The organism is Methylobacterium sp. M6A4_1b (genome assembly GCF_053345175.1).
Map to the genome: position 1 here is coordinate 122,431 of NZ_JBKEZQ010000011.1, position 26,402 is coordinate 148,832.

At 69.1% G+C, this 26,402-nt stretch carries 23 protein-coding genes and 1 pseudogene; 13 read left to right on the forward strand and 11 right to left on the reverse strand.

The window, feature by feature from the left end; translation table 11 throughout:
* Positions 1-14: 14 nt before the first annotated feature.
* On the reverse strand, positions 15-1,247 hold the full coding sequence (locus ACLBWX_RS13210) for an MFS transporter (RefSeq protein ID WP_447677517.1): 1,233 nt from the start codon (positions 1,245-1,247) through the stop codon (positions 15-17).
* Positions 1,248-1,705: 458 nt separating this feature from the next.
* On the opposite strand from ACLBWX_RS13210, the gene ACLBWX_RS13215 reads away from it, so the two are divergent.
* Positions 1,706-1,918: a hypothetical protein gene (locus ACLBWX_RS13215; protein ID WP_447677518.1), complete on the forward strand. Its 213-nt coding sequence runs from the start codon at positions 1,706-1,708 to the stop codon at positions 1,916-1,918.
* Positions 1,915-2,706, forward strand: a complete 792-nt coding sequence (locus ACLBWX_RS13220) for a hypothetical protein (protein WP_447677519.1) — start codon at positions 1,915-1,917, stop codon at positions 2,704-2,706. Before ACLBWX_RS13215 ends, ACLBWX_RS13220 begins: the two co-directional genes overlap by 4 nt.
* A 17-nt stretch (positions 2,707-2,723) precedes the next feature.
* Here ACLBWX_RS13220 and ACLBWX_RS13225 read toward each other — a convergent pair whose 3' ends face one another.
* The 4 genes from ACLBWX_RS13225 to ACLBWX_RS13240 form a co-directional block, all read right to left on the reverse strand.
* Complete coding sequence (locus ACLBWX_RS13225) at positions 2,724-3,293, reverse strand: peptidase S14 (RefSeq protein WP_447677520.1); 570 nt, start codon at positions 3,291-3,293, stop codon at positions 2,724-2,726.
* A gap of 145 nt (positions 3,294-3,438) precedes the next feature.
* On the reverse strand, positions 3,439-4,173 hold the full coding sequence (locus tag ACLBWX_RS13230; protein WP_447677521.1) for a Crp/Fnr family transcriptional regulator: 735 nt from the start codon (positions 4,171-4,173) through the stop codon (positions 3,439-3,441).
* Between the two features lie 110 nt (positions 4,174-4,283).
* The gene (locus ACLBWX_RS13235) at positions 4,284-4,577 is read right to left on the reverse strand and encodes a hypothetical protein (protein ID WP_447677522.1); all 294 of its coding nucleotides are present in this window, start codon (positions 4,575-4,577) and stop codon (positions 4,284-4,286) included.
* Between the two features lie 68 nt (positions 4,578-4,645).
* The gene (locus tag ACLBWX_RS13240) at positions 4,646-4,897 is read right to left on the reverse strand and encodes a hypothetical protein (protein WP_447677523.1); all 252 of its coding nucleotides are present in this window, start codon (positions 4,895-4,897) and stop codon (positions 4,646-4,648) included.
* Between the two features lie 219 nt (positions 4,898-5,116).
* Between ACLBWX_RS13240 and ACLBWX_RS13245 the strand changes: the two genes are divergently transcribed.
* Positions 5,117-5,827: a YoaK family protein gene (locus ACLBWX_RS13245; RefSeq protein WP_447677524.1), complete on the forward strand. Its 711-nt coding sequence runs from the start codon at positions 5,117-5,119 to the stop codon at positions 5,825-5,827.
* A 9-nt stretch (positions 5,828-5,836) separates the two neighbouring features.
* Here the strand turns inward: ACLBWX_RS13245 and ACLBWX_RS13250 are convergent, their stop codons facing one another.
* Positions 5,837-7,804, reverse strand: a complete 1,968-nt coding sequence (locus ACLBWX_RS13250) for a hypothetical protein (protein WP_447677525.1) — start codon at positions 7,802-7,804, stop codon at positions 5,837-5,839.
* A 17-nt stretch (positions 7,805-7,821) separates the two neighbouring features.
* A complete protein-coding gene (locus ACLBWX_RS13255) occupies positions 7,822-9,324 on the reverse strand; it encodes an NAD(P)/FAD-dependent oxidoreductase (RefSeq protein WP_447677526.1) in 1,503 nt (500 codons plus the stop codon).
* Positions 9,325-9,545: 221 nt separating this feature from the next.
* On the opposite strand from ACLBWX_RS13255, the gene ACLBWX_RS13260 reads away from it, so the two are divergent.
* Positions 9,546-10,265 carry a DUF3750 domain-containing protein gene (locus tag ACLBWX_RS13260; RefSeq protein ID WP_447677540.1) on the forward strand — a complete coding sequence of 240 codons (720 nt, stop codon included), beginning with the start codon at positions 9,546-9,548 and terminating at the stop codon, positions 10,263-10,265.
* A gap of 295 nt (positions 10,266-10,560) precedes the next feature.
* Here the strand turns inward: ACLBWX_RS13260 and ACLBWX_RS13265 are convergent, their stop codons facing one another.
* Positions 10,561-10,698, reverse strand: coding sequence for a hypothetical protein (locus ACLBWX_RS13265; RefSeq protein ID WP_447677527.1), 138 nt, complete (start codon positions 10,696-10,698; stop codon positions 10,561-10,563).
* Between the two features lie 685 nt (positions 10,699-11,383).
* On the opposite strand from ACLBWX_RS13265, the gene ACLBWX_RS13270 reads away from it, so the two are divergent.
* From ACLBWX_RS13270 to ACLBWX_RS13305, 8 genes and pseudogenes are all read left to right on the forward strand, one after another.
* Positions 11,384-12,541, forward strand: coding sequence for a hypothetical protein (locus tag ACLBWX_RS13270; protein WP_447677528.1), 1,158 nt, complete (start codon positions 11,384-11,386; stop codon positions 12,539-12,541).
* 102 nt (positions 12,542-12,643) lie between these two features.
* Positions 12,644-12,751, forward strand: a pseudogene (locus tag ACLBWX_RS13275) (IS481 family transposase); the annotation flags it as partial.
* Positions 12,752-13,647: 896 nt separating this feature from the next.
* Positions 13,648-14,298, forward strand: a complete 651-nt coding sequence (locus tag ACLBWX_RS13280) for a DNA-binding protein (protein WP_447677529.1) — start codon at positions 13,648-13,650, stop codon at positions 14,296-14,298.
* A gap of 5 nt (positions 14,299-14,303) precedes the next feature.
* Positions 14,304-15,815 (forward strand): M48 family metalloprotease, encoded by a 1,512-nt coding sequence (locus tag ACLBWX_RS13285; RefSeq protein ID WP_447677530.1) that lies wholly within the window; start codon positions 14,304-14,306, stop codon positions 15,813-15,815.
* A gap of 360 nt (positions 15,816-16,175) precedes the next feature.
* Complete coding sequence (locus tag ACLBWX_RS13290; protein WP_447677531.1) at positions 16,176-17,453, forward strand: sensor histidine kinase; 1,278 nt, start codon at positions 16,176-16,178, stop codon at positions 17,451-17,453.
* A 45-nt stretch (positions 17,454-17,498) separates the two neighbouring features.
* Complete coding sequence (locus ACLBWX_RS13295; RefSeq protein ID WP_447677532.1) at positions 17,499-17,846, forward strand: response regulator; 348 nt, start codon at positions 17,499-17,501, stop codon at positions 17,844-17,846.
* A 134-nt stretch (positions 17,847-17,980) separates the two neighbouring features.
* A complete protein-coding gene (locus ACLBWX_RS13300; RefSeq protein ID WP_447677533.1) occupies positions 17,981-18,649 on the forward strand; it encodes a DJ-1/PfpI family protein in 669 nt (222 codons plus the stop codon).
* Between the two features lie 166 nt (positions 18,650-18,815).
* Entirely contained in the window at positions 18,816-20,288 is a 1,473-nt protein-coding gene (locus ACLBWX_RS13305; protein ID WP_447677534.1) for an amino acid permease, read from the forward strand.
* 60 nt (positions 20,289-20,348) lie between these two features.
* On the opposite strand, the gene ACLBWX_RS13310 is transcribed toward ACLBWX_RS13305, so the two are convergent.
* The 3 genes from ACLBWX_RS13310 to ACLBWX_RS13320 form a co-directional block, all read right to left on the reverse strand.
* Entirely contained in the window at positions 20,349-21,248 is a 900-nt protein-coding gene (locus tag ACLBWX_RS13310) for an MBL fold metallo-hydrolase (RefSeq protein ID WP_447677535.1), read from the reverse strand.
* A gap of 232 nt (positions 21,249-21,480) precedes the next feature.
* A complete protein-coding gene (locus tag ACLBWX_RS13315) occupies positions 21,481-22,716 on the reverse strand; it encodes a L,D-transpeptidase family protein (RefSeq protein ID WP_447677536.1) in 1,236 nt (411 codons plus the stop codon).
* A 140-nt stretch (positions 22,717-22,856) separates the two neighbouring features.
* Positions 22,857-25,403 (reverse strand): ABC transporter ATP-binding protein, encoded by a 2,547-nt coding sequence (locus ACLBWX_RS13320; RefSeq protein ID WP_447677537.1) that lies wholly within the window; start codon positions 25,401-25,403, stop codon positions 22,857-22,859.
* A 180-nt stretch (positions 25,404-25,583) separates the two neighbouring features.
* Here ACLBWX_RS13320 and ACLBWX_RS13325 point away from each other — a divergent pair, with 180 nt between their 5' ends.
* Positions 25,584-26,393 carry an IS5 family transposase gene (locus tag ACLBWX_RS13325; RefSeq protein ID WP_447676942.1) on the forward strand — a complete coding sequence of 270 codons (810 nt, stop codon included), beginning with the start codon at positions 25,584-25,586 and terminating at the stop codon, positions 26,391-26,393.
* Positions 26,394-26,402: the final 9 nt, after the last annotated feature.

Here is a 26,402-nt window from a genome sequence, read left to right on the forward strand (position 1 = left end):
CGCCGCGCCGAGGATCAGCGCGAGGTTCGGCAGGCCGGCGAGGACGAACAGCGCTCGCCAGGGGGAAGCGGTCCGAGACCGGGAAATGGCCCGTCCTGCACGACGAGCCACGCCAGGGTCGCGCCCCCGGCGAGGAGGGCGAAGCTCTGTCCGAAGCTGCCTCCGACCGTGAAGAGGGACACGTTCCGGGCCATGCGCCCTGACTCGGAGCCGTGGGCGATGAGCGACAGCGCGGCCGGTGCGAGGCCGGCCTGCCCCAGTCCGGGGGCCAGCCGGCCGAGGAACAGCGCCGCGAAGGAGCCGGCCAGGCCGAAGCCCAAGGTCGCCAGGGGCCAGAGGCCGATGCTGGCGAGCAGGATCGCACGCCGGTGGCCGCGATCCGCCAAGCTGCCGAAGAGCGGCATCGTCAGGGCGTACAGGACCACAAAGGCCGAGCCGTGGAGCAGCCCGAGTTGGGCGTCGCTCAGGGCGAGATCCTGCTTCACCGGGGTCGTCCCCCGGGTGATGAGGAAGCGGTCGCTGGCCGCCGAGAGTTGCGCTGCGATGGTCTCGGCGCCGAGGTCGAGGTCCCCCAGGTGCCGCTCTACCAGGGCCTCGGCCTCGCGGCGGCGTGCGACGTCGTCGGGGGCATCGTGGACGGCGGCCCAGACGACGGCTTCGGCGTGCGCGGCGTGCCCGCGCAGGGCGGCGCCCAGCAGCATGCCGAGAACCGTGCTCGACCGGGAAGCGACCGTCGAGTCGAGAGATTCCGAGCGCCGAGTCAAAGAAACGATGAAATCGGCCACGAGGCCGCCGAAGGCTTCCGGGAGGATCGCCCCGTGGAAGCCGCGCAGATCCGGGACAAGCGGCTCGATCAGGTCGCGCGCCACCGGGGTCGAGATCTGGCGGACGTTGTGCGCCCGGGTCTGGTGCGGCAGCGTGTTGTCGCAGACGAGGATCTCGCCCGGACGCACCCGACGCGCGCTCCCGGTCGGGCCGGCCACCATCTCGCCCTCGAGGAGGAGGTGAAGCGTGACGTGGTCGAAGCCGTCCTGTCGAACCCGCTGCGGAGACCGGCTGTGCTGGACCCCGTTCAGGCTTCGCTGGAACAGGATCATGCGGTCCAGACGGTAGGCCCGGACCTGGGCGCGGAAATCCGGGCCGATCCGCGCGACGTCGGCGCCGCCGGAGTACAGGTCGGAATAAGCCTCGAACGCGTATTCCGGACCGACGTCCTGCGTAGAAAAGGCGAACGACGGAAGCGACACTGTTGCCCGAGCCCGACGGGATGGAACACGGCCCATCGGATGCCATCCAATCGACCAGCCCTAACGCCTTTCCGAATAGGGTGTTCCGGACTCGTGCGACAACTCACGGTTCCATGACGACTGCAACAGAACAGATCCAAATAGAGGTCAACCCGACGAGGCACTTTTCCATATCGGCGTCGCTTCACGTCCCGGTACGTCAGACGAAGGAGCCGCGCTTCGTCGCTCGTCGGGTCGTGAACCGGTCGCGTCGGTTTCGCTTGCTTTCAGTCGTGACGAAACGTCAAAACATGTCCGCGCGATCAGAGCCGGACAGGCTGGGTCCATCGGGAACGAAGCGATCCGTGATGGCGATGGCAGCTCGGCCGAGGGAACCGGCCGGCGGCGGCAACGCCTCGGTAACCGTTACGCCCTAGATCTCGCGAACCCGCCCCCCACCTCGTTCCGCGATGCGCCCGATGACCAGAGATCAGCTTGCCGCCGAGTTGCTTCGTATCTCCAAGCTACAACTCAGCGACATCACGCGAGCCGTGAAGAACGGCGAGAAGTCGATCGCGTTGAACGAGGTGGTCGATCTTGGCCGTCGGCTGCACCGGCTTGCGGATGCCGTGGCTGGACGTCCGGCGCCGTCGGCGGCCGCGCCCTCCGACGACAGCCTCGTTCAGGCGTGAGCGCCGCCTCCGAGTGGAGGGCCGAGCGAAACGTCGCAGCGCGCGCCCGCCTAGACCGCGCGCTGCCGGCCATCTTCCCGGCGCCCGTCCTGCGGCATGCCCTGTCGCGTCCGCTGATCCCCCCGACCCCGCGCCTCGCGGTGGAGAGCTACTGGCGCGCGCATCTCCTGCGCGCGGACCAGCTGGCGCGGGCACTCGCCGTGCGCTCCGGAAACCCCGAGAACTGGTCCTGGCGGCTTGGCACGGAGAAGGGCTCCGGCCTCGCCGCCACGTTCCGGATGCCGCCCTCACCCTTCCGGGAACCGGCCCATGACCGCGGCAAAGGCCATTGCTGCATCTGCGGACAGCCCGTCTATCGGTTCGGCTGGCACCGGGACCTATGGGGTTCCGGCGTCGCGAACAAGAACGCACGCTGGCACGCGGCCTGTGTCGCCGCCTGGAAGCTTTGGGTGGCGCCCAGCGACCAAGTGAAGGTGCTGAAGGCGCATCAGCGCCACCGCTGTGCCGCCTCCGGCAAGCGCCTGTTCCGGACCGCCGAGGTCGATCACCGAGTGCCCCTCTATCGCGTCTGGCGCGAGCATCGCGGCGAGCCCTGGCCGACGCTCCTGGGTTTCTGGGGCGCGCCGAACCTTCAGGTCGTCAACCGTGTGGTGCACGTGGAGAAGTGCGGACTCGAAGCCGGCGAGCGGGCGCTGAGCCGGCAGGCTGTGCGCCCGGGAACGGCCGGGCTCCCGGACCGCACCGAGGAGGCCGCACCGGATTCCGCCCTCCTCGACGGCTCAGCTTGATCGGCCGCGCACCGGCCTCAGAGGATCTCCTCGATCAGTCCGAGCGCCTGAGCCTCGCCGGCCTCGATGTACCAGTTCTCGGGGGCCCGTCGCAGCACCTCGTCCAGGGTGACCTGCGAGCCGTGGACGAGGTTCGCGAAGCCCTCGTTCTGGATCTCGATGGAGCATTCGATCTCGTGCAAGGCGGCCTTCAGGGAAGCGATGCAGGTCGTCAGGGGGCCGTTGAGGATCACCTTCTTGTCGAGCTTGCGCTCATGGACCATCAGCCGCGTGCCTCGGGTCAGGTAGCGGTTCGACCGGGCGAAGAAGCTCATGAAAGTGGTGCCGGCCGAGTAGATCGCGGCCTTGCCGAGGAAGACGAACCGGCGATCCGTCTGGATTCCGGTCTTGAAGCGGATGTCCTCACCCATCATCCGGGCGACTTCGGGATCGCCGCCCAGGGTCGTCAATTCGACCACCACGAGGTCCCGGTCGCCGATCGCATCGAGCTGTCGACGAAAGTCGCGGTACATATCCTGGTCGACTGTCCCCGACAGGAGGATGGCGGGCATATCGAAGGCCGAAGGCGGCAGGGTACCGGTTTCCATGGTGTCCTCCTGGCGACCGGGTCGCGGCCGTCGCAGAGAGAACGCAAGTTCCCGGCCCCGGGGTCGGTCGCGCCGCCGAACGCCGGGCTGCCGGAGGTTTCCCGCGGCGAGCCCCATGGCCGCCGCGGTGGGACCTGGCGCCGATCTACGACCCGGGCGTCGCGGCGCTGCACATCCGGAACGGGCCAATGAGCCGCTCGTATTCCGCTTCGGCCGGCCCATAGCTGTCGCCCGCATGCGCGATGAGGCGGGGTCGGTCCAGCACGGTGATCAGGCCCCGCCGGGCTCGGATCATGCCCATTCCCTCCAGCGCCTGAATCGCCAGCGTAACGCCCGGGCGCTGTGTCCCCAGCATCAGGCCGAGGAAGTCGTGGGTCAGGGCGAGTTGGTCGCTGCCGAGGCGATCCTGGGCCATGAGGAGCCAGCGCGCCAAGCGCGCCTCGATGGAACAGACGCCGTTCGACAGGGCCGTCTGGCTCAGGGTCATGATGAAGACGTGGGCGAAGTGCAGCAACACCCGCCGCAATCCCGGCAGGTCCTCGAAGGCGGAGCGCAGGCGGGACGCCTCGATCCGCAGCCAGGGTCCACCGACCTGAACCAGGATCTCGTGGGGCATGCGCTCCGAGCCGAGGATGGTCGCGGTGCTGATCATCGCCTCGTAGCCGAAGCATCCGACCTCGAGCCGGCGCGTCCCGTTGGCGGTGGTCAGGTTCGAGGAGAGGCCGCCTTCCGGGAAATAGGCAAACTCGGCGCGATCGCCCGCAGCGACGAGGCGTTCGCCCTTCCGAACCTCGATCCGGTTGAACTCCGGGACCAGTTGCACCCGTTCGGCCTCGGGCAGGGAACGAAGCAGGAGATTTCCGGGACTGCCGATGCTCATCCCGTCAGCATTCCATGCCTGGCAGGACGGCCCCGTCCAAATGCACCGGGGCGGGCGAAGTGCGGCGGCGGTGCCGCCTCGAGCCGCCCGCCATCACCGGCCTGCACCGGTCAATAAGGCGTGCCGTAATAGGGACGCCGGCTCGGGCGATAGCGCTCGCGCACCGGTCGGTCGTAACGGCCTTCGTAGGCGCCGAGATAGGGGTCGAGGGCGGGGTCGCGATAATTGCCGTTGTTCACCCCGGCCGAGCGGTCGTTTCCGCTCAAGGCGGCGTAGGGTGACAGACCATCGCCGCCGCTGCTGCCGCCACCACGAGCCAGAGCGCTGCCGCACAGGCCCAGTGCGAGGGATGCGGCCAGCGTGGTGCGTAGGATCGATCTCGACTTCACCGGTTCATTCGACATGATGGCCTCCTGTCTCGCTGAGAACGGCGCTTCCGCGCGAAAGTTCGGATCGTGCCTGCGGTGCGCGATCAGCGCTCCGCCCGCAGGCTCTTGAGGAAGCGGCGCGCCACCTCTCGGACGGCCTCGTCGTCCCGGGAATCGTCGTCGGCCTTGTCCCAGAGGTGGCCGACGCTGGCCTCCAGGGTGTCGAGCAGGTCCGGATGTTCCTGGGCCAGGAAGCGGATCGTCCCGAACAGAAGGTGCTCGGTCGCGAGTTCGCGGTGGCGCGCGTCCGCGATTCGGGAGGCGGCTGTGGAGGCGTCGGTTGGGGCGTCCGTCATGTCGACACAACGAACGGCCCCGCCGGCGGTTCAGGGGCTCGCACAGCCTTCGCAAGGTTTCTTGCCGTCGGCGGAGGAGTCGCGCCCGCGTAACATGAAGATCCGACGGCGTTCTCGCGTCCGGATGCTTCCGTTCCGTGGTGTGTTCGGCCAGAACGTGCGGCCTATGTCAGGCGCCGAGCCGGTTCGAATTTGCCCGGAGCCCCAGCGGACGCACGGATGGCACGGATATTCTTCTCCTCCCGCAGACCCCGCAGCCCGCGCCTCGACACCGACCTTCTCGCCGGAATCGGACTCGCCTTCGTGGCGGGCTTCGTCGATGCGGCGGCGTTCATCGCCCTGGCGGGCCTGTTCACCGCACACGTGACCGGCAACTTCGTCCTGCTGGGCGCAGAGCTCGTCTCGACCTCGACCGGCGTGGTCGCCAAGCTGCTCGCCCTGCCGGCCTTCGTGGCCGCGGTCGCGGCGACCCGTCTCATCGCCCTGGCTCTCGAGCGCCGGGGCATGGCGCCCCTGCGCTGGCTCCTCGGGCTCGAGATCGCACTGCTCGCCGCCTTCTGTGCCGCCGGTCTCGCCCTCTCGCCGCTGGGCTCGCCTGACGGCGCGGCAGCCGTGACTGTCGGCATGCTCGGCGTCGGCGCGATGGGAGTCCAGAACGCCATCGGCCGGCTCGGCCTCGCCCATCTGGCGGCCACCACGGTGATGACGGTCAACGTCACCCAGGCGGTCATTGACCTCGTTGACTGGGCGCGGGGCGCCGTGACGCCCGATGATCCGGCGAAGGGACGGATGCGCCGGATGCTGCCGGCGGTGCTGGCCTTCGCCGTCGGCGCCCTCGCGGGCGCTTTCGGCGTCGCCGCGTTCTCGTTCGGCTGCCTCGTCGTTCCCATCGCGGCGCTGGCGGTCCTCGTGCTCCTCCGCAGCCACTGAGCCGCAGCGTCAGGGGCGGCAGGCCAGCAGGCCGTAGGCGGTCACGCGGTGCCAGGTCAGACCGTCGACGGTGGCCATCGGTGTCACGAGCGGGTCCGCGAGGGGAAACACGCGCGCCCCCGCCGGCACCGGCCGTCCCTCGCCGAGGGGCGCCACGATCCAGGCGGGCGCGTCCGGGGCCGCGCACAGGGTCGCGACGCCGCCGGCCGGCAGATCGTCGGCCCGAAGCGGGACCGGCGGGGCAAACGGCGTGCGCTGCGCCTCCGTGGCGAGGCCCAGGGCGATCAGCCGGGCGATCCGCTCGGACCACAGCATCGCCAGGGGGCGCGAGAACACGATGCTGGCGCCCTGCAGATTGGTGATCCAGCTCGGGCGGCCGAGCGCCAGCCACGTCTCGGCCCGGCCGTCGAGCCAGAGCACCTCGCCCGGCCGGCTCGCGATGGCGGCAGCGAGACCGGGTAGAAGGGTACGGTGCTCGATCCGCCGGAAGGCCGGGGAGCGCTCGTCCCAGAGACCGACGAGGGCCAGGACGAGCCCCAGGACCAGGACGAGCCCCAGGACCAGGACCGGGATCGCAGCCCGGATCCGCCCTGCGGCGATCCAGGCGAGGCCGGCGGTGAAGGCGAGCGGCGGAACGATCGGAAAGTTCCGGATCAGGCTGAGACCCGGATGGGCGCCCTTGGGCAGGTCGCCGAGGAGGAATGCGAAGGCGAGCGTCTCGATGACGAGGCGGCTGGCGACGAGCAGGCCGACCACGCTCAGGGTCGCCAGCATCAGGGCGCGCGAGGGTGCCAGCCGAGCCCGGCGGACCGCCGCGTGGATCCCGACGGCGAGGAGGCCGGCGGCGCCCCCGATGAGGAGGTCGGTGGCGTACACCCAGGCCAGTCCCAGGAGAGCGAGAGTGACCCGGTCTCCCGCCGTCCCGCGCGAGAGGATCGCGACGCAGAGGCCGAAGGCGGCCGCCCCCAGGACGGACGTGACCCAGAGGAAGCGCCAGGGCTGGACCTGGATCACGAGAAGCGACGACCACTGCTCCTCGAACACCGCGGTGGCGGCGACGCCGAAGGCCCCGGCGAGGAGTGCGGCCAGCAGGATTCGCCGTGCCCGGGTCGGCACCAGAGTGGCGGCGACGAGGATCGACGCGGCCTGGACGACGGGCGGTCCCCAGGCCTGGCTCGGCCAGAGCACGGGGAACAGGTCGGCGCAGCGCTGGCGCAGGATGCCCAGGAACTCAGGGTCGACGGGCTGCAGCAGGCGCGCGAACAGCGGCACCCCGAGGCGGGCGGCGACCAGGACCGCGGCGAGCGTGGGGATCAGGACCAGCAGCCAGCGCCGATTCTCGGCCACCAGCGCGATGACGAGCACGGCCAGGCCCGCCAGGCCCATGATCGGATGGATGAGCCCGCCGAGACCCACGAACGCCGCCGCCAGGACCCGACGGCCCGCGAGGCTCGCCGCGAGGCCGGTAAGTATCGCCGCCTCCGCCAGGGTCCGCGGCGTCGCCAGCGCCTCGCCGATCCGGAAAACGCCGGGATGGCCATACGAAGCCGGCAGGACCACCAAGGCGACGAGGACGATCCAGCACCGCCGGCCGGCCCCGAGGGTGCCAGCGAGGACCGAGGCGGCGCAGAACCAGGCGATCAGCCCGACGAGGCTGACGGCCAAGGCCGCCGGACCGGGGCCGAGCGCCGCCACCACTCCCCGCAGCACGAGGGGGAACAAGCTGAAGCGCGACTGCCCGTCATGCGTGAACATGAGGTCGCGTCCGACCCCGTCCGGGTCGAGGTCGGCGAGGGCCCGCCCGACATAGATGCGGGCATCACCGTCTATTCCTTCGTAGGGATGCAGCAGCAGATAGAGACCCACAGCGCCGAGGATGGGCCAGGCGGAGCGGGACAGACTCGAGCGCCAGCGCGGGAAAGCATCTCCGGCCTGGGGGACGCGATCGACGACGGCCACGGTCGGGTCGGAGGTCACCACCGCCGCCACCGCGGTCAGGCCGCCCGGCGCGGCACCAGGCGCTCGCTGGACAGCGCGTCCTGCGCGCCGGAGACGCCCGCCTCGGTGTATTCCGCGTCCTCGTTCACGCACCACGGATCGTAGCGGCGCTCTCCGGCGAGGATGTTCTCCACCGTGAGCATCGCGGTCATCATCGCGTGGTCCTGGTTGTTGTACTTGTGCATGCCGTTGCGCCCGACGAGGTGCAGGCTCGGATAGGCGTGTTCGAGGTCCCGCCGGATGGTGGCGACGTGTGTCTTGTAGTCCTCGTCGTAGACCGGATAGGCCTTGGGCTGGCGCACGACGCAGGCATCGACCACGTCCTCGGAGCGGATCAGACCGATCTGGCCGATCTCGCGCTTGGCGAGGGCGATGAGGTCGGCATCGGACTGTGCCCAGAGCCCGTCGCCCTCGAAGCAGAAGTACTCCAGGCCGAGGCAGGTATGCGCCGGATCGGGCACCATCTCGGGCGACCAGGAGCGGAAGTTCTGCACGCGCCCGACCTGCACCGACGGATCGTGGATGTAGATCCAGTTGTCGGGAAAGTTGTGGTCCGAGCGGGCGATCAGCGCCACGGTGAGGAAGTCGCGGTACTGCAGGGAGCGGGCCTGGAAGGTGCTGATCGGAGCGGGCGAAATCGACCCGACGAGTTCGCGCAGAGGCGCAGAGGAGATGACGTTGCGCGCCGTGAAGGTCTCGCGGGTGCCGTCGGCACTCCGGGCCGTAACGGTCCAGAGCCCGGTCCGGGCCTCGAAGTGCAGGCCGTCGACGCTTCGGTCGAGGCGCAGCGTTCCACCCCGGGCCACCACCTTCGCGGCAGCCGCCTCCCACATCATGCCCGGCCCCTTGCGCGGATAGCGGAAGGATTCGATCAGCGTCTTGATCACGGGCTCGCCGGCGCGCGGTGCCTTGCGCAGCCCGAGGGAGCGCACCAGCGCATCGCGGATCGCGGCACCGAGATCGAGGCCGTTGATGCGCTGGGCCGCCCAGTCCGCCGAGATGGCATCGCAGGACATGCCCCAGACCTTCTCCGTGTAGGTCTTGAAGAAGATCGAGAACAAGCGTTCGCCGAAGCGGTTGCGGACCCATTCGTGGAAGCTCTTCGGCTCCGCGATGGGCCGGGCGCGGGCATACAAGTAGGAAGCGACGCAGGCGGTGCTCTCCAGGAGCCCGAGGTTGCGCAGCGCCTCGAAGGCCTTCAGCGGATAGGCGTAGTACTTGCCCTTGTAGAAGATCCGCGACAGGCGCGGCCGCTCGATGAAGTCGTCCGGAAGAAGCTCGTCCCAGAGATCGACCACGGCCTTCGATTTCGAGAAGAAGCGGTGGCCTCCGATGTCGAACAGATAACCGTTATGCGCCACCGTGCGGCTGATGCCACCGACCTGGACTGGATCCTTCTCCAGGACGGTCACCGAGCGCCCGGCCTTCGCCAGGAGATAGGCGGCGGTCAGGCCGGCGGGTCCCGCCCCGATCACGAGCGTTTCCGAGTGGTGGCTCATCGGGCAGGACCGTCAGTTTATCGGAGGACGAAACGTGCCCGGAATAACCCCGGATTGGTTAAGGAAGCTCTCTTGTCGTCGGCGGACGGCTCCGACGCGACATCCGGATCGGACCCGGAGCCGAACCGGCCGCTGAGCGCGCGGCGCCGGCTCTCCCGTCCGGCGGTCAGACTTCCCATATCGGTCCGGTCCTCCCGCCGTCCGGAAATGCCTTGCTCAAGATCGCTGCCCTCGCCTTCGTCCTGGTCTACCTCGCACCCATCGCGATCTCGGCCGCCCTCTACGCCAGTCAGCCCCGCGGGGATTGGCGCGCCGCCGACCGTTCGAGCACCGGTCTGTTGCCCCCGGCCGCGACCCACCCGAAGGCGATCGTCCGGATCTTCTCAGCTCGGACGGTGAGTTGGCGCGGCATCATCGCCACCCATAGCTGGATCGTCGTGAAGGAGGCGGGTGACTCCGCCTATCAGCGCTTCGACTACACGGCCTGGGGCCAGCCGATCTGGATCGATCGCTTCGTGCCCGACGGGCGCTGGTTCGGGAGCGTGCCCGAGACCGTCGTGGCGGCCGACGGGCCGGCAGCGGAAGCGATGATCCCGCGCATCCGAGAGACGATTCGGACCTACCGCTACGCGCAGGCCGGCGACTACACGGTCTGGCCAGGCCCGAACTCCAATACCTTCGTGGCGGCCGTGATGAGTGCAGTGCCGGAGATGTCGGCAAGCCTGCCCGCGACCGCGATCGGCAAGGACTTCCCCTATGACGGGCGCTGGGTCGGCCTGACGCCGTCGCGGACCGGATTCCGCCTGAACCTCGGCGGCTATTTCGGGCTGACCGTGGGCTGGGTCGAAGGCCTGGAGGTGAATCTCCTCGGTGCCGTCGCGGGCCTCGACGTCCGGCGCCCGGCCCTCAAGCTTCCCGCCATCGGTCGCGTCGGGTGGTGAGGTGCGTTCGTCGCGCTTTCGAACGGACGAGGTTAGTCCCGCCAGACCGGCGCGCGCACGCTCAACTCCAGGAAGAGAGCCAAGCAGCCGATATAGATGTTGACGTAGGCAAGCATAGCGGCGACTTGGACTTCCCTATTCCGCGCGCTGACGGCGCGGCTACGCAATATGATGCATTCCTGGCACCCATTGCGCAAGAATCAAAGGGCAGCCCCGGGCAAGATCCTTCAGCGTTCTGGTGACAACAAATCTGGGCTGTCACGGCCACGTGTCAGGCGGCGCGCGAACACCACATTCATGGATGGGTGATCGGGCTTTGCGCGATCCCGGTGGCGACTGCGATCCCAAACCGCGCCGCCGCCGGCCGGCGCAGGGTCGTTGCCGTGACTTCCACTACCCGCTCGGGCAGATCCTGGCCGAAGGATCGTCTCATCCGTCGCTCCTCCTTCCAGAGCGATCGGCGAATCAGCCCGTCGCGTCTTCGTGAACCTCACTTCCTCACCTCACCGCAATCCGAAAAGACGTTCACAAATATTTCGATATGAATTTTCTAAACACCACACTGGTAAATTAGAAAACAATCTGCTATTGAAATGTAGATTTATAGTTTCGCATCAAAATTATTGTTTCATGAATCTGGATCGATAGCTGTCTTTGCGAGGGAGATGCTTGGCGAAGGGGTCGAGGAAAGACCCGACCCGCACTGAACTGCTCACTTTCATGAAATGCCCTGCCTCACCCTTTGGTGGAACGCGCTGGATCTCAGTTGTCCGGGCTTCTTATGCAGATAGGAAAGCTGTTGCGGAAACGATCATCACGCGCGGCCGATATTTTGCCTGTCTTACCGATGGGCTCGGATGCCGGTCCATGTCCTGAAAAGATGCGCCTGCTTCGTAACCGAGCGATGCGTCGCCGATCCATGATCCGTCGGCCGAAAAGTCAGGCAACCATCCGCCTAACCTTGCCCCGAGGGTGCAGCTGGCCGTCGCTCAATCAAGGTCGTATTGCTCGCTTGGCGCTCAACAGACCCCTCTTGTCCTCACGCGAAGCGGACCCGGACGGCCTCCGGACCTTCAAGCGCTACCGACAGTGCCCGAGATCGAGGATCGTGAACGGCAATGATGAGCAGAACCGTCCTCGTGGCCGGTCCCATGGCCGTTCTGCTCGCATGTCTACCTGGGCCGGCGCAGTCCGGCAGCACCGTCACCGTCACGGACGCCCCAGGTCTCGCCGAGGCCTATCCCGTCGGAACGACGATCCTGATCCCGGCCGGTACTGTCATCAACGGTCCGGTGGTCATGCGAGCCGTCGGCTCGGCAGATGAACCCATCGTCGTGCGGCAGTCGGGGAAGGGGCCGCGACCCCGCATCATCGGCGCCGCCGCAGCCTACGCCGACGCCCTGACCGTCGGGTCGCACACGGTCATCGACGGGCTGCTCATCACCGACACGAACCGGTACGGCGTGGCGGCACCGAAGGGCACCGTCGGCGTGACCGTGCAGAACAGCGAGATCACCCGCGTCGGCATCGGCGTCGGGCTGCTCGGCAGCCAGGGTCGCGTGCTCGACAACGTCATCCACGACCTCACGATGGTGAAAGTGACGCCGAAATCGGTCCAGCCCGACGACGATTACGGCGCCAACGGGGTCCTGGTGGCAGGAACCGGGCACGAGGTCGCCCGCAACCGATTCTTCCGCAACGCGGCTCCGAGCGACGATTACGGCGAGGACGGAGGCTGCATCGAATTGTTCGGATCCGTCTCAGAACTCCGAGTCCATCACAACTGGTGCGCGGACAGCGTCGGCTTCATGGAATTGGGCGGACGGAAGGGCGACGTCATCCAGAACGTCGACATCGCCTTCAATGTCGGGCTCAACCTGCGCGACAAGCCCTTCCTCAACCCGCACAACGGCGGGGGTCAGTTCGCCGTCGGCTTCGCCCGAGTGTCCGTCCGGCGCAATACCATCGTGGCGACGAAGGCGGGCTCCAAGGCGATGGGCATCTTCTATCTCGACGCGGATCCGGTGCCGGATGCCTTCAGCATCGCGGACAACATCGTCAGCCTGAACTCGGGCGACAGCGTGTTCAAGCGCGAAGGTAGCTACCACGCCGGTAACATCTTCCACCTACAAGACAAGGCCACGCATCTGTACAACAACTGGTCCATGACCCTCGGTCCCGGCGAGAGCTACGCCGATCCCCTGTTCGTCGATCCAGGCTCGGAGAAATTCGACCTGATGCCCGGGAGCCCAGCGGCCGGCAAGGGTGCGTTCTGAGCGCGACAGCCCTGGTCGGTCGGGCTCGGTACGGAATCGGCAGGCCCGGCCTCCGCGACCGGCACGGGAGGTCCGTCCGACACGATGGCTTTCCGGGCCGGTCGGTCGAACCGCACGATCAGGGACGCGACGGTCAAGCGTTGCCACTACGATGGCCGCGCGCGGCTCCGCGCTCGCCTGGCCGACGTCGTCAGCGCATACAACTTCGCAGGACTTGTTCAGGAGTCCGAGTCGCCCCTTCTCCGGGACGAAAGACGACGCGAGGCTGGCTCGACCGTGCGGCCGGATCGCCTGACCGACCGCGCGGAAGCGAAAAGCATTGGCCGCGTGCCAGCCCGGACAAGGGCTTGAGGTGTGGTGGCGTCCCCGGCAGGTCTCGAACCTGCGACCCCAGGTTTCATCCCACTTCGGCTTCCGCCGCCGCGTTCCCAAAGGGGTGCGCGTTCGTGGTCTGGACTATCCCTCCACCATAGGCCCCGTCGCCGAGGCCCTTAGGTGCCGCCCGTCTAGTCTCTACACCGTCCCGGTGCCCGTGGGAGCGGGGGCCGGGCTTGGCTCGGGATTGGCTGCGCACGCCAGAAGCGAACGTTGAGCGTTCCCCGAATTTGAGCGGATCCGCCGCGTGGTTTCCCCTCGCGACGCCCAATTGTGATCTAGGAAACCTGTGCTCTGTCCAGCTGAGCTACGGAGACTCACCGAGGGCGTTCCTAGCATCATCGCCCGGAGCCGCCAACCGGGCGGGGACATTCCGAAGCGTCGGTCGGCAGCGCCCGTTTCTCGAGGCTCCGTTCGCCCGTGGCCCGCGTTCTGCTGTGGCCATCTTGCCGCAATGCGGCGTGAACCGACCTCCGATCCCGTCCCCTTCCTTGTCTCCATCCCGTACGGGACGACAATGGCGAGGGATTCGCAGCATCGGGCGGGGGCTTGGTTTCGTGACGATCGCATGGCGACGATCGCCCTTCATCCGAGGGGTTTGGCTCCTCGGCGTCATCCTAGGCGTCTGCGGGGGGCTGCGGGGACCGGCCAGCGCGGCCGCGCCCGAATGCTTGGCGGCGCCGGCGCGGGAGGACCGTCTCGCCGGCCTCGGTCCGCGGGGCGAGTTGATTATGGCCTCGGGCGCCAGGGCAGTGCTCGACGGCGTCCGCTGGACGGATGCCCCGGAGATCGCGGCCGAGGCCCATGCCTGGCTTCTCGCCAGAAGCGGACGCCCCCTGACCCTGGTCGCCCGAGGCGAGATCGATCGGTGGGGCCGGTCCCATGTCGATGCGGTGGAGATCGAGCCCGCCGCGGAGGCGGCGCCCGACCTCGCGGCCGGGCTGGTGGCGCTCGGCCTCGTCGCGGTCGATGCGGGAGAACGGGACACCTTGTGTCGACCGGCCCTCCTCGCGGTCGAGGCCGGAGCGCGACGGAGCGGCAGCGGCCTCTGGCGCCGGGCCGGCCCGGACGTACGGGACGGGGCTGCCCTCCGGAACAGTCTCGGCCGCTTCGTCGTGGCCCAGGGTCCCGTGCTGTGGGTCGGGGAGCGCTCGCGCCGCACCTATCTCGACTTCGCGCGCCGGGGCGAGGACGGGCTCACGGTGACCGTGTCGAATCGCACTTGGCGCACCTTGCAGGAACGTGGTTTGAGTGCGGCCTCCCTGCGTGGGCGGCAGGTCCGGGTCCGGGGGGTGCTAGAGGCTTGGCGCGGCCCGACCCTCGACATCGCGAGTGCCGACATGATCGAAGTACTGGACGGGGAGCAGGCGCAGCGGCGCTGAACGGTATGGGTTCGATCCTCCGCCCCACGATGCGCGCGACGGCCGCCCCTCCGCCTGCTGGCCGGCCCCGGCGCGGCGTTCACGCTGCCGCCTGGCCGCTCCTCGGCCTGCTGCTCTCGGGCTGCATCGGCGACCAGACCGGCGCCGTCGTGCAGAAGGCGGCGCTGGCCGTGCCCCGCGAGGCTCCGCGCACCACGGGACGCGAGCGCACGGCCTCCGATGCCGATCACGCCAAGCTGGTCGCGTCCTTCGGCGGAGAGTACCGATCCCCGGCGACGCTCCGGCTCGTCAGCGACGTGACCGACCGCCTCGTCAAGGCGACGGAGCGGCCGGAGGAGACCTATGCCGTCACCCTGCTCGACTCGCCCGTGATCAACGCCTTCGCGCTGCCGAGCGGCCGGCTCTACGTGACCCGCGGCCTGCTGGCGCTGGCGAGCGACACCTCCGAGGTCGCGGCGGTGCTCGCCCACGAGATCGCCCACGTCACCCTGCGCCATGCCACCGCGCGAACCGAGCTGGCGCTGCGCTCGCAGCTGGTGAGCAAGGTCGTGGCCGACGTACTCAACGATCCCGTGACAGGCGCCCAACTCCAGAGTCAGTCGAAATTCGCCCTGGCGCGGTTCTCGCGCGACCAGGAACTCGAGGCCGACAGCATCGGCGTGCGCACCCTGGCGCGGGCCGGCTACGATCCCTTCGGCGCCGGGCGCTTCCTCACGGCGCTCAACCGGACCACGGCCCTGAAGACCGGTACCGGCATGGCCGGTGAGCCCGACATGCTGGCGACCCATCCGGGCACCACCGAGCGCATCACGCTGGTGACCCGCGCCGCGCGCCTCATCGGCGCGCCGGGCCTGGGTGTCGATGAGCGTGCGCGCTACCTCGCAGCCATCGACGGCATCGCCTACGGCGACAATCCGGGCGATGGCGTCGTGCGCGGGCGCAAGTTCCTCCATCCTGCCCTCGGCATCGCCTTCGAGGTGCCGGAAGGCTTCTCGATCGAGAACACCCGCAACGCGGTCCTCGGCACCACCGGAGAAGGCAGCCGGCGCCTGCTCTTCGACCAGGTCGAGAGTAATCCGGGCCAGGGCCTCGACGAGGTGCTGAAGGCGACCTGGAACGACGTCGTCGAACCCGGCTCCCTGGAGAACCGGATGGTCGCCGGTTACCCGGCGGCCACGGCCCTGTCCCGCGGCAAGGACTGGACCTTCCGCCTCGCGGTGATCCGGGTCGGCGAGACCACCTTCCGGATGATCATGGCGGCCAAGGGTGGCACCGACCCGGACGGCGCCTTCCGGCGCTGGACCGAGAGCCTGTCCGCGATCGATCCGGCCGAGGCCCGGACCCTGCGTCCGCTGCACCTCGTCGTGGTGACGGCCGGCGCCGGCGAGACCGTCGAGACCCTGGCGCAGCGCATGGTCGTTCCCGACAAGCCGGTGGAGCGCTTCCTCGTGCTGAACGGCTTGGAGCGCGGCGCCATTCTGCGGACAGGCCAGACCTACAAGGTCGTAGTCGAATAGCCCGGCCGGGTACCGGACGATCCTACCGTCCGGAACACGATCGTCGGCGAATTCCGGACCTTCCCGGCGAGATCTTTCCGGCGAGATCTTTCCGGAAGGCGGAAATGTCGTTCGGCTCCGCGAGTTCGCAGACGGTCGAGCACGTACGCCCCTTCGAAAGTCCGAGCACCGGGCAGCCATCAGCGTGCATGGCGACACTATATCGGCGTCCGTCACAGCATTGGACTGGAAAATCCTCACAGTTGCGAGCGCTTTTGTCGAAGACGACGGTCGCACTTCAGACTATGGGTATCCCTGTATCGTTCCCGCCGCGTGAGCTTTGTCCGGAGCGACCGAACCCATGACCCTTCGAGACCCCGCATGCTCGAGATCCTGAACGGCTTCCTCGACCGCACCAGTCTGGCGCCCCATGGGATCTGCCTGCTCTGGCGGCCGGAGCTGATCTGGACCCATGTGGTTTCGGACGCGATCATCGCCCTCGCCTACTTCACCATCCCGGTCGCCCTCGGCGTCTTCGTGACCCGGCGGCGTGACCTCGCCTTCGGGTGGATGTTCTGGGCCTTCGCCCTGTTCATTCTCGCCTGCGGCACCACCCACGTCTTCGAGATCTGGACCCTTTGGGTTCCGGACTACGCGGCCGAGGCGGCGGTCAAGGCGGTCACGGCCGCAGCTTCGATCGTGACCGCGATCCTGCTCTGGGTTCTGCTGCCCAGGGCCCTGGCCCTGCCCTCGCCCGCACAGCTGCGCTCCGCGAACGCCGAGCTGCTGGCCCGCGTGCGCGAGCGCGACGAGGCGCTCGCTGCCCTGCACGAGGCCTATGCCGAGCGCGACAGGGCCGAGGATATGCTGCGCCAGAGCCAGAAGATGGACGCCATCGGGTCCCTCACCGGAGGCGTCGCCCACGACTTCAACAACCTGCTCGGCGTCGTCATCAGCAACCTCGATCGGATCGAGCGCTTCCTGCCCGCCGAGAGCGGTGCGCGGCGCTCCCTGCGCGGGGCACTGACGGCCGCGGAGCGAGCGGCGGCCCTTGTCCAGAAGATGCTCGCCTTCGCCCGGCGTCAGCCGCTGCAGCCGACGCGGGTCGACCCCAACGGACTGATCCGCGATCTGGCGGAGCTCCTACGCGGGGCACTCGGTACGGTGGAGCCCCCCGAGCTGGTCCTTTCCGCCCAGGTCTGGCCGGTCTGTGTCGATGCCAACCAGTTGGAGAACGCCCTGTTGAACCTCGCGGTCAATGCCCGCGACGCGATCCAGGAAGGCGGCCGAGCCGTGATCCGCACCCGCAACGTCCCGGCCGCCGAGGCCCGGATGATCCCCGCCCTGCAGGGTGTCGACCACGTCGCCATCGCGGTCGAGGACAGCGGCCGGGGCATGGCCCCGGAGATCCTCGACCGGGCCTTCGAGCCGTTCTTCACCACCAAGGCGGTGGGCGAGGGCACCGGCCTCGGCCTGAGCCAGGTTTTCGGATTTGCCAAGCAGTCCGACGGACATGTGGCGATCAAAAGCGAACCCGGGCGAGGCACGACAGTTTGGATCTACTTGCCACGTGACCGAACCGAGTTATCGTCTTCTCATTCGGGTTCGGGTGGAGAGGCGACACCCACCGGTCGCGCGCCACGCCTCGGCTACGCCTGACGGAACGCCACGACGATGAGCAGGTCTCCCAAATCACGAATCCTGATGGTGGAAGACGAGTCGCTGCTGCTCGAGGTCATAACCGCCGATCTGGAGGATGCCGGCTTCGTGGTCTTCCAGGCCGCCACCGCCGAGATCGCCATCAACATCCTGAAGGCAGAGGCCTCCGTCGACATCCTGTTCACCGACATCCGGCTGCCCGGCCTCATGGACGGATGGCAGCTCGCCGAGGCCGCGCGGACCCTGCGCCCCGACCTGCCGGTCATCTACGCCACGGGTTTCTCGCAGACGCCGCCTCGCCTGATCGAGGGCAGCGTGTTCTTCACCAAGCCTTACCGAGCGACGACTCTCATCAAGGCGATCGAGTCCTTCGAGGCCAGGCCGACCGCGTGACCCGACCACCCGGCCCGACCCGCCGTGCGGTCGCCGCGACAGGACTTGCGGGCGCCGCGGCGCTGGCCGCCGGCTCGCGCGCGGCGGGAACTTCTGACGGATCGCCGTCGTCGGTCCGGCCGCTGCACATCGCGATGCTGCTCTATCCGGGTATGACCGCGCTGGACCTCGTCGGTCCGCAGGCTCTGCTCTCCGGGATCGCCGGGGGCGGGCTGCACCTCGTGGCGCGGGTGGCCGGGCCGGTCCTCTCGGATACCGGTCTGGCGGTTGTCGCCGACGAAAGCTTCGAGACCTGCCCGCGCGACCTCGATGTGCTGTTCGTGCCGGGGGGCGACGGCACGCCCTCACAGATGCGCGATCCCGGCACCCTCGCCTTCCTACGCGACCGAGCGGCCCGCGCCGGCTGGGTCACCAGCGTCTGCACCGGCTCGCTGATCCTCGGAGCGGCCGGTCTGCTGCGGGGCTACCGCGCCACCTCGCACTGGTGCGTGCGCGACCGGGTGCTGCCGCGCCTCGGTGCCATTCCGGTGGATGAGCGCGTGGTCTTCGACCGCAACCGCGTTACGGCGGCGGGCATCTCGGCGGGGATCGATTTCGCCCTGGCGCTCTCGGCGCGCCTCGCCGGATCCGAGGCGGCCCGCACGAGCCAGCTCGTGGCCGAATATGCCCCGGCGCCCCCCTTCGAGGCCGGAACGCCGGGCACGGCCGGGCCGGCCACCACCGCTCGGGCGCGGGCGATACTCCGCCCGCTGATCGACGGCGCGGACGCAGCAGCGGCCGAGGCGGCGATCACGCGTCCGTGACGGGGTCGCGGCCCGAAACCTGCTCGTGTCGTCATTCACCGTTTGCCACTGCATCGGGCAAACTCCAAGATCGCGCCTCGCTCAGATGACTCCCTTGCCATCGCCTTCCGGGACCGCGCGCAACACCGGGCGGGCCACCCGCTCCAGACCAGGATAGGATCAACCCATGGCGGCAGGCCTCGCGGGCGACCTCACGCGCACGAAATCGCTGGAACGGCTGAACAGCGACGCGGAGGGCGGCGAGCACAAGCTCGCGCGCACCCTCGGTCCCTGGAGCCTCATCGCGCTCGGCATCGGCGCCGTGATCGGCGCCGGCCTGTTCTCGCTGACCGGCATCGCGGCGGCCGAGCACGCGGGACCCGCGGTGGTAATCTCCTTCGCCATCGCCTCCATCGCCTGCGCCTTCGCGGGCATGTGCTACAGCGAACTCGCCGGCATGATCCCGGTGGCGGGCTCGGCCTACACCTACGCCTACGCGACCATGGGTGAATTCGTGGCCTGGATCATCGGCTGGGACCTCGTGCTCGAATACGCCGTGGGCGCCGCCACCGTCTCGGTGAGCTGGTCGAGCTACGTCACCCGGTTCCTGCGCGACTCTCTCGGGATCAACCTGCCGCCTAGCCTCGTGAACTCGCCCTTCGAGACCTACAAGCTCGCCGACGGCACGATGGCGCATGGCCTCGTCAACCTGCCGGCGATCCTCATCATCGTGGCGGCCTCGGCACTCCTGATGATCGGCATCCGCGAGTCCGCCCGGGTCAACGCCGTCGTGGTGATGATCAAGCTCGCCGTTGTGGCGGTCGTGGTCGGGGTCGGCCTGTTCTACATCAAGGCGCAAAACTACGTTCCGTTCATCCCCGAGAACACCGGCACCTTCGGCGAGTACGGCTGGAGCGGAATCATGCGCGGCGCCGGCGTCGTGTTCTTCGCCTATGTGGGCTTCGATGCGGTCTCGACGGCGGCGCAGGAGGCCAAGAACCCCCAGCGCAACATGATGATCGGCATCCTCGGGTCGCTGGCCATCTGCACGGTGATCTACATCGCCTTCGCGGGCGTGCTCACCGGCCTCGTGCACTACGACCAGATGAAGGGCGACGCCGCCCCGGTGAACACCGCCATCGCCCAGACGCCGTTCCCGTGGCTGCGCAGCCTCGTGACCCTCGGGGTGATCGCGGGCTTCTCCACCGTGATCCTGGTGCTGCTGCTGGGCCAGAGCCGGGTCTTCTACTCCATGAGCCAGGACCGGCTTCTGCCGGGCTTCTTTTCCAAGATCCATCCGACTTGGAAGACGCCCTACCGCTCGAACCTGTTCTTCATGGTGTTCACCAGCGCGCTGGGCGGCTTCCTGCCGATCTCCCAGCTCGGCCACATGACGAGCATCGGCACGCTGCTGGCGTTCATTCTCGTCTGCGTCGGCGTCATCATCCTGCGCCGGACCCAGCCGGATGCCCGGCGCGACTACCGCACGCCCCTGGTGCCCCTGGTACCGATCCTCGGCATCGTCAGCTGCTTCGCCATGATGGTTTCGCTGGACGGGGAGACTTGGCTGCGCCTGCTCGTGTGGCTCGCCATCGGTCTCGTCATCTACTTCGCCTGGAGCCGGCGCCACAGCCGCGTCGGGCGCGAGGAAGCGGCCTGAGCGAAGGGAGCTCCCTTTCCTCTCGGGTGAGGGCTTCTGTCGGGTGAGGGACCTCGTGCCTCAGGCGGTGCGCGCCAGCGCCAGCGTAGGCGCGCACCGCACCGGCTCGCCCACGGCCACGGTCTGTCGCTCGCGGGCGATGAAAGCGGTGGGCATCTCCGCCTGCATGTCGGCCTCGACGCTGCGCAGCATCGCGTCGGTGTGGCAGGGGTGGAGGTGAATGATGGCGAGCGCCTTCACCCCGGCGGCTTGCGCCAGTTCCACGCCCTTCTGCCAGGTCGAGTGGCCCCAACCCCGGCAGACCGGGTATTCGCCCTCGGTGAACATGCCGTCATAGACCACGAGGTCGGCGTCCCGCACGAAGTCCATCAAGGCCGTGTCCGGCCACGGATCGCTGTGCTCGATGTCGCTGATCACGCAGAGCCGCCGGCCCGCATGCTCGAAGCGATAACCCACCGACCCCTGCGGATGGTTGAGGAGGATCGTGTCGACGGCGGCGCCGTCCGGGAAGGTCAGCCGCTCGCCGGCCTTGAAGCCGTGATGGGCCAGCCGGCACGGAACGATGTCGAGCGTGACAGGGAACAGCGGCGGCGAGAACAGCCGGTCGAGGGCGCCCGCCGCGCTCTCCCCGTCGAGGTTGCCGCAATAGGTGTTGAGCGTGCGCTCCGGGTCGAGCACCACAGGTTTGAAGAAGGGCAGCCCGGCGGTGTGGTCGAGGTGCAGATGGCTGAAGAGGAGATCGATCTCCTTGGGCATCGCATCGCGGTGATGGCGCCCGCAGGCATTCAGCCCCGAGCCCGCATCGAGCAGGAACAGGCGCTCGCCGCACCGGATCTCGAGACAGGGCGTGCTGCCGCCGAACTCGGTGTAATCCGGGCCGCTGACGGGCGTCGAACCGCGCACACCCCAGAAGGTGAGGGTGAGGCCGTCATCCGCGAAGGGACGGGAGGAGAAGGTCATCGTTCGATTACCATGTGCCCCGATCCCAACGCAGATCGGGTGCCCTTCGTCGCACCGGCGCGATCCGATCCTCGCTGGTCGGCGATAGGCGTGTGCCGGGATCGAAGTGGAACTGCTCTGAGGTAGTAAGCCGCCCCCGACCCCGATGTGCGAGCCCGCACATGGCCGGGCAGGGATGCAGGCGGCGCAGAGTTTCGTCGGCGCACTGTGTCGACCCGGCCACCAGCCCGGTTCACCTTTGCGCCAGGACGTCGACGGGGCCCCGGGCCGAAGCGATCGCGGGCGACGAGAGATCGCCCGACAGGCTGAACCGGACCAGGCTCGGCCAGGCGACCGGATAGGCCGGGGTTCCGAGGGTGGCCGTGGCGATCGGCGCGAATAGCGGCGCCGCGCGCTCATAGGAGGGAACGAAGCCTGGCATCCGCGTCCGCGACAGGAGCGAACCCGGTGCGATCCAGCGCGACCAGACAGCCTCGGCCACGTGGACCGGACGTGGCCGGGCCGCGATGACGACCACCTCCTGGCCCGCATAGGCGAGGGCCTCGGGCCGGCTCACATCGCCGAGGGGAGCACCCTTGGCCGCGAGCGCCGCCCAGAACGGGTGCTGCGCCCCGTCGGAATAGGTGGTGCGCACGGCGGCACTCCCGTCCTCCACCAGGGTGGCGATGCGCGCCTCCTCCGCCCGGTGGTAGGCGACGACCTGCGCCTCCTTGGTCGGATCCTTCGCCGGCGCGAAGGTGTAGCGCCCGGCGACCACACCGACGGCCGGCTCCTCGCCGACAGCCTCGAACCGATCGGCGCCCTCCTTGAGCTGGCGCCAGAAATCGATGTTCGGGTCGGTTCGGTGGCGGGCCATGTTCAGGGCCGTCATCCGGAAGGGATAGGATTGGAACTGGAAGGCGGTCTGGCCGCCGGCGAAAGCCTCCCGGGCGATGGCGTAGATCTCTCCCACCACCTGGTCCGTCATGGCAAAGCAGCCCATCGACGAGCAGACCCCGTGCACCATCACGGCAGAGCCGGTGGAACCGTGAGCCCGATCGTAGGCATTGGGGTAGCCGACATCGAACGAGAGGTAGTAGCGCGAGTTCGGATTCATCTGCCGCTGGGGCACGGTATAGAACCCTTCCGGCGTCTGGCGGTCGCCGGTCTTGCGCTTGGGGCCGAGTTGGCCCGACCAGCGGCAGATCGGGAAAGTTTTCACGTGGACGAAGCGACCGTTGCCGGCCCGCTTCCACACCTCGATTTCCGATTCCTTCTTATAAGATCGGAACAGCACCGGAGCCGAGGCAGTGGTGCCGCGGGCCTGCATCAGCGCCAAGGTCGCAGCCGGAATCGGGGCGAAGGCCTTTGACGGCTCGGCCGAGGCAGGCGACGCCGCGATCACGGCGCCGAGGGCCAGGATCGGTGTCCCGAAGACGAGAAGAGCCGACGCCGCGCTGCGGAGCGGAGCCCGGAACAGGAAGACCATGCGTGGTCCTGAAGAGCGATCCGTCCGCCGGCGGGCGGACGCCCGTGCACGATGCACATGCTCCTGACTATCGCATCCCAATGGGGCGGCAATAGGGGAATGCCGCGGAACGCGTGCGACGGACCGGCCTTCCCCTTCGATCAGCCGGCCAGGACCGTGTTGCGCTCGATGCGCAGCACCGCGTCGAAGGGCTCGACCCCGGCGAGGGCCTCGACATCCGGCAGGCAGACGATGAGCCCCCGACCCACACGGGCCGCGCGCAGGGCTGCGAGGCGGGCGCGGACCTCGTCGCCCTTCCGGTCTTCCAGGGCGATGGCGACGACGACGATGTCCGGCCGGCGCACGAGGCAGCGGGCGAGGTCGATGGCGATGCGCTCGCGCGGACCGATGGCGTTCTCGCCGAGGCTGGCGCCCCCACCGGCGAGACCGGGCTCGACGCGGCTCTCGAGGCCCAGCCGATAGACGGCCGGCTCCAGGCCCTCATCGGCGAGCACCCGGCGCACCAGGGCCCGCACCCGCGCCTCGGCGCCGGCCTCCTCACCGTTGATGCGGCCGAACAGAATGTTCTCCTCCAGGCTCGCGGCGGCGGTGAGACGGGTCGGATCGTAGAATTCGACACTCCCCCGCAGGTGGGCCGGCATCAGCCGCGCGAACGAACGGCGGGCATCCACCAGCCGATCCTCGAAGCCGGCGTCGATGAGGCCGAAGCGGTGCCGGGTCTCGCTGTAGCGCAGGGCCAAGCCGATCAGGCGTTTCCGGTCGCGTTGGCCGGCCGGGCCGCGCCGCCAGCCCTTGGCGTCGGGCTGGCGTCCGACGAGGTCCTCGAAGAAGCCGCGCTCGGCCGCCGGGAACAGCGAGAACGTCTCGAAGAGCGGATGGTCGTCGGGCAGGTCGGCGAAGATCTCCACGAGACTGCGAGCGACCTGGAGGCCGATCTCCGTGAGGGGGCGGCTCAGGCCCTCCGCCTCCAGGACGGCGCGCAGATACGGGTGTGCCGCGATGTGGTCCGGCGCGAAGGCCGGCCCCACCGGCTCGCCGAAAAGGATGTTCTCGCCCACCGTGGCCTGGTGGTTGTAGCGGGCCGGATCGAAGGGCTCGACCAGGCGCGCGGCCTTGTCGGCGGCAAGCGCCTCGCGGACCGCCTGCCGGGCAGCCACCACGGCGCGGGCGACCTCCGGCTCGGCAGCCGGATCGACGGTGCCTTCCAGCCCCCGCGCATAGGCGAAGGCATCGAGGCCGGTGATCCGCAGGGTGGCGATGAGGTCGTCGGGATCGGTGGTCCCGGAAGCGCCGTAGAGGAGGTTCTGGCGCAGGGTTCCCTCGATGAGGATCGCCTCCGCGCCGGCCAGGGCGATGCGCCGGGCCCGCTCCTCCGGTGCGAAGGCGCGCAGGTCGATACCGCCGTAGGTGACCACGCCGGCGGAGGGTTCGAGCTGTCCGGCCAGGATCGCGGCGAGGACCCGGCTGCCGCTGCCGCGCTCGCCCAGGATGGCGACGTGGCCCGGCATCGGCAGGGTGGCGTCGACGCCGGCCAGGCGCTCGCCGGTGACGGGATCGTAGGCTCCGACTCCCTGTGCAACCAGGGCGCCGGCCTTGGGCAGGGCCGTCATCGTGCTGGGTCGCGCCGGCGAACGACCTTCTAACGACGGTACGGCGACGGCGACGTCACGGAACGGTCCGGCGAGGGCGCGATGCAGGCTCGCCATCCGGAGGGTCACGGTCAGCGCCACCACCGCGAGGGTGAAGCCGCCGGCGGCGGCCAGCAGCGCCCCGGGCTCCACCGGGGCCGTCGTGCCGTCATGGCCGCGCCACAGCGCCACCGCGACGACGATCGCCGGCAGCAGGATCGCCAGCGCCATGGAGGGCGCGCGCGCATAGGCCAGGGCGGATTCCGAGGCTTCGAGGGCGTCGCGGGTGCTGGCGCCCTTGGCGGCGAGGCGCCCGCGCTCGAAGGCTGCGGCGCCGTGGGCACGCACCGCCGGCATGCGCCGGATCAGGTCGGACAGTGCCCGCCCGGCGGCCCCACCGGCCCGGAGACGCAGGGCGGCCCGGTCCTGCATGCGCCGCTGGATCAGCGCCCGGGCGAGACCGGCGGCCAGGAGACCGGCGGCGACGGTGGGCACGAGGCGCGGGGCAGCGAGGCCCGCGAGGACCAGGGCGAGAGCGACGCTGCCGATCGCCAGCGCCGGGACCAGGATTGCCAGTCCGAACAGCGTGTCGAGCCGTGCAAGCAGGTCGCCCATGGCTTGGGCCAGGGCGCGGGCCTCGTCGCGGGCGCCGGGCGGCGCGCGCAGGATCGCCTCGGTGACCCGCCCTTGCAGGGCCGCCACCGTCCGGGCCTGGGCGTGGAAGCACAGGCGGGCGACGGCCCAGCCGAGACCGGCCGAGGCGACGGCCGCCGCCGCAAGCCCGAGGAAGGCCGCGCGCACGAGTTCGCTGTGCGGCAGGGTCCAGCCGGCCAAGGCCACGAAGGGCCCCTCGGCGGCGGGACGCCAGGGCAGTGCCGCGGCGACGCGCAGGAACGGGCCGGTCGAATCGGTGTCGTTCACCTGGACCCCGACGAGATCGCGCAGGCAAAGAAGGGCGAGCAGCGCGAGGGGCCCGCCGAGCCCGAGCGCCAGCCCGACCGCGGCGGCATGCTCCCGCCGCGCGGTCCGCCAGGTGAAGGCGATCGGATCGCGGTCCATCGGCACCCTGTCCACGTCGCCCCGGGAAGTTGGGGGCACGGGGAGCGACTTAGAGGATCGCCATCGGACACGAAAGCGCGGGGGCGCACCTTCAGCGGCCATTGGCCTGCTTTCACGCTTCAGCTGGAGACGCTAGAGGCTGTTATGGACCTATGACGGCTTGATTCCAGATGAAGGGGCATGACCTCTTCACGCAAAGCCTACCCGTCCGACGTTTCCGATGAAGAATGGGCGCTGGTCGCTCCCTATCTGACGCTGCTGCGGGAGGATGCGGGGCAGCGTGAGCACAGCCTGCGCGAGGTGTTCAACGGGCTGCGTTACGTCGTGAAGACGGGCGCGCCATGGCGGTGGATGCCCAACGACCTGCCGCCCTGGGAAGCGGTCTACCAGCAGGCGCAGCGCTGGTTGGCGGCAGGCTGCTTCGAGCAACTGGGCGACGATCTGCGGGCGTTGCTGCGTCTGGCCTCCGGGCGATCCCCCGAGCCGAGCGCGGCCATCTTCGACAGCCGGACCCTGCGCTCGACGCCCGAGAGCGGCGAACGGGCCGGCTACGATGGCGCCAAGCGCAAGAAGGGTTCGAAGGTCCATCTGGCCGTCGACACCCTGGGCCACCTCCTGGCCCTGCACGTCACCCCCGCCGATGCCGACGACCGCGCCCAGGTGGGGCGTCTGGCTAAGGCCGTGCAGGCTGCCACAGGGGACACCGTCGATCTCGCCTATGTCGACCAAGGCTACACCGGCGAGAAGCCAGCCAAGGCCGCCCGCACCCACGGAATCGAACTGGAGGTCGTCAAACTGCCCGAGGCCAAGCGCGGCTTCGTCCTTCTGCCGCGACGCTGGGTGGTCGAGCGCTCCTTCGCCTGGGCAACCCGCTTCCGCCGCCTCGTCAAAGACTACGAGCGCTATCCCAGTACGCTCGCAGATCTCCACATCGTTGCTTTCGTCTGCCTCATGCTCAAACAGGCCGCTCAACTGGCGGGCGGTTCATAACAGCCTCTA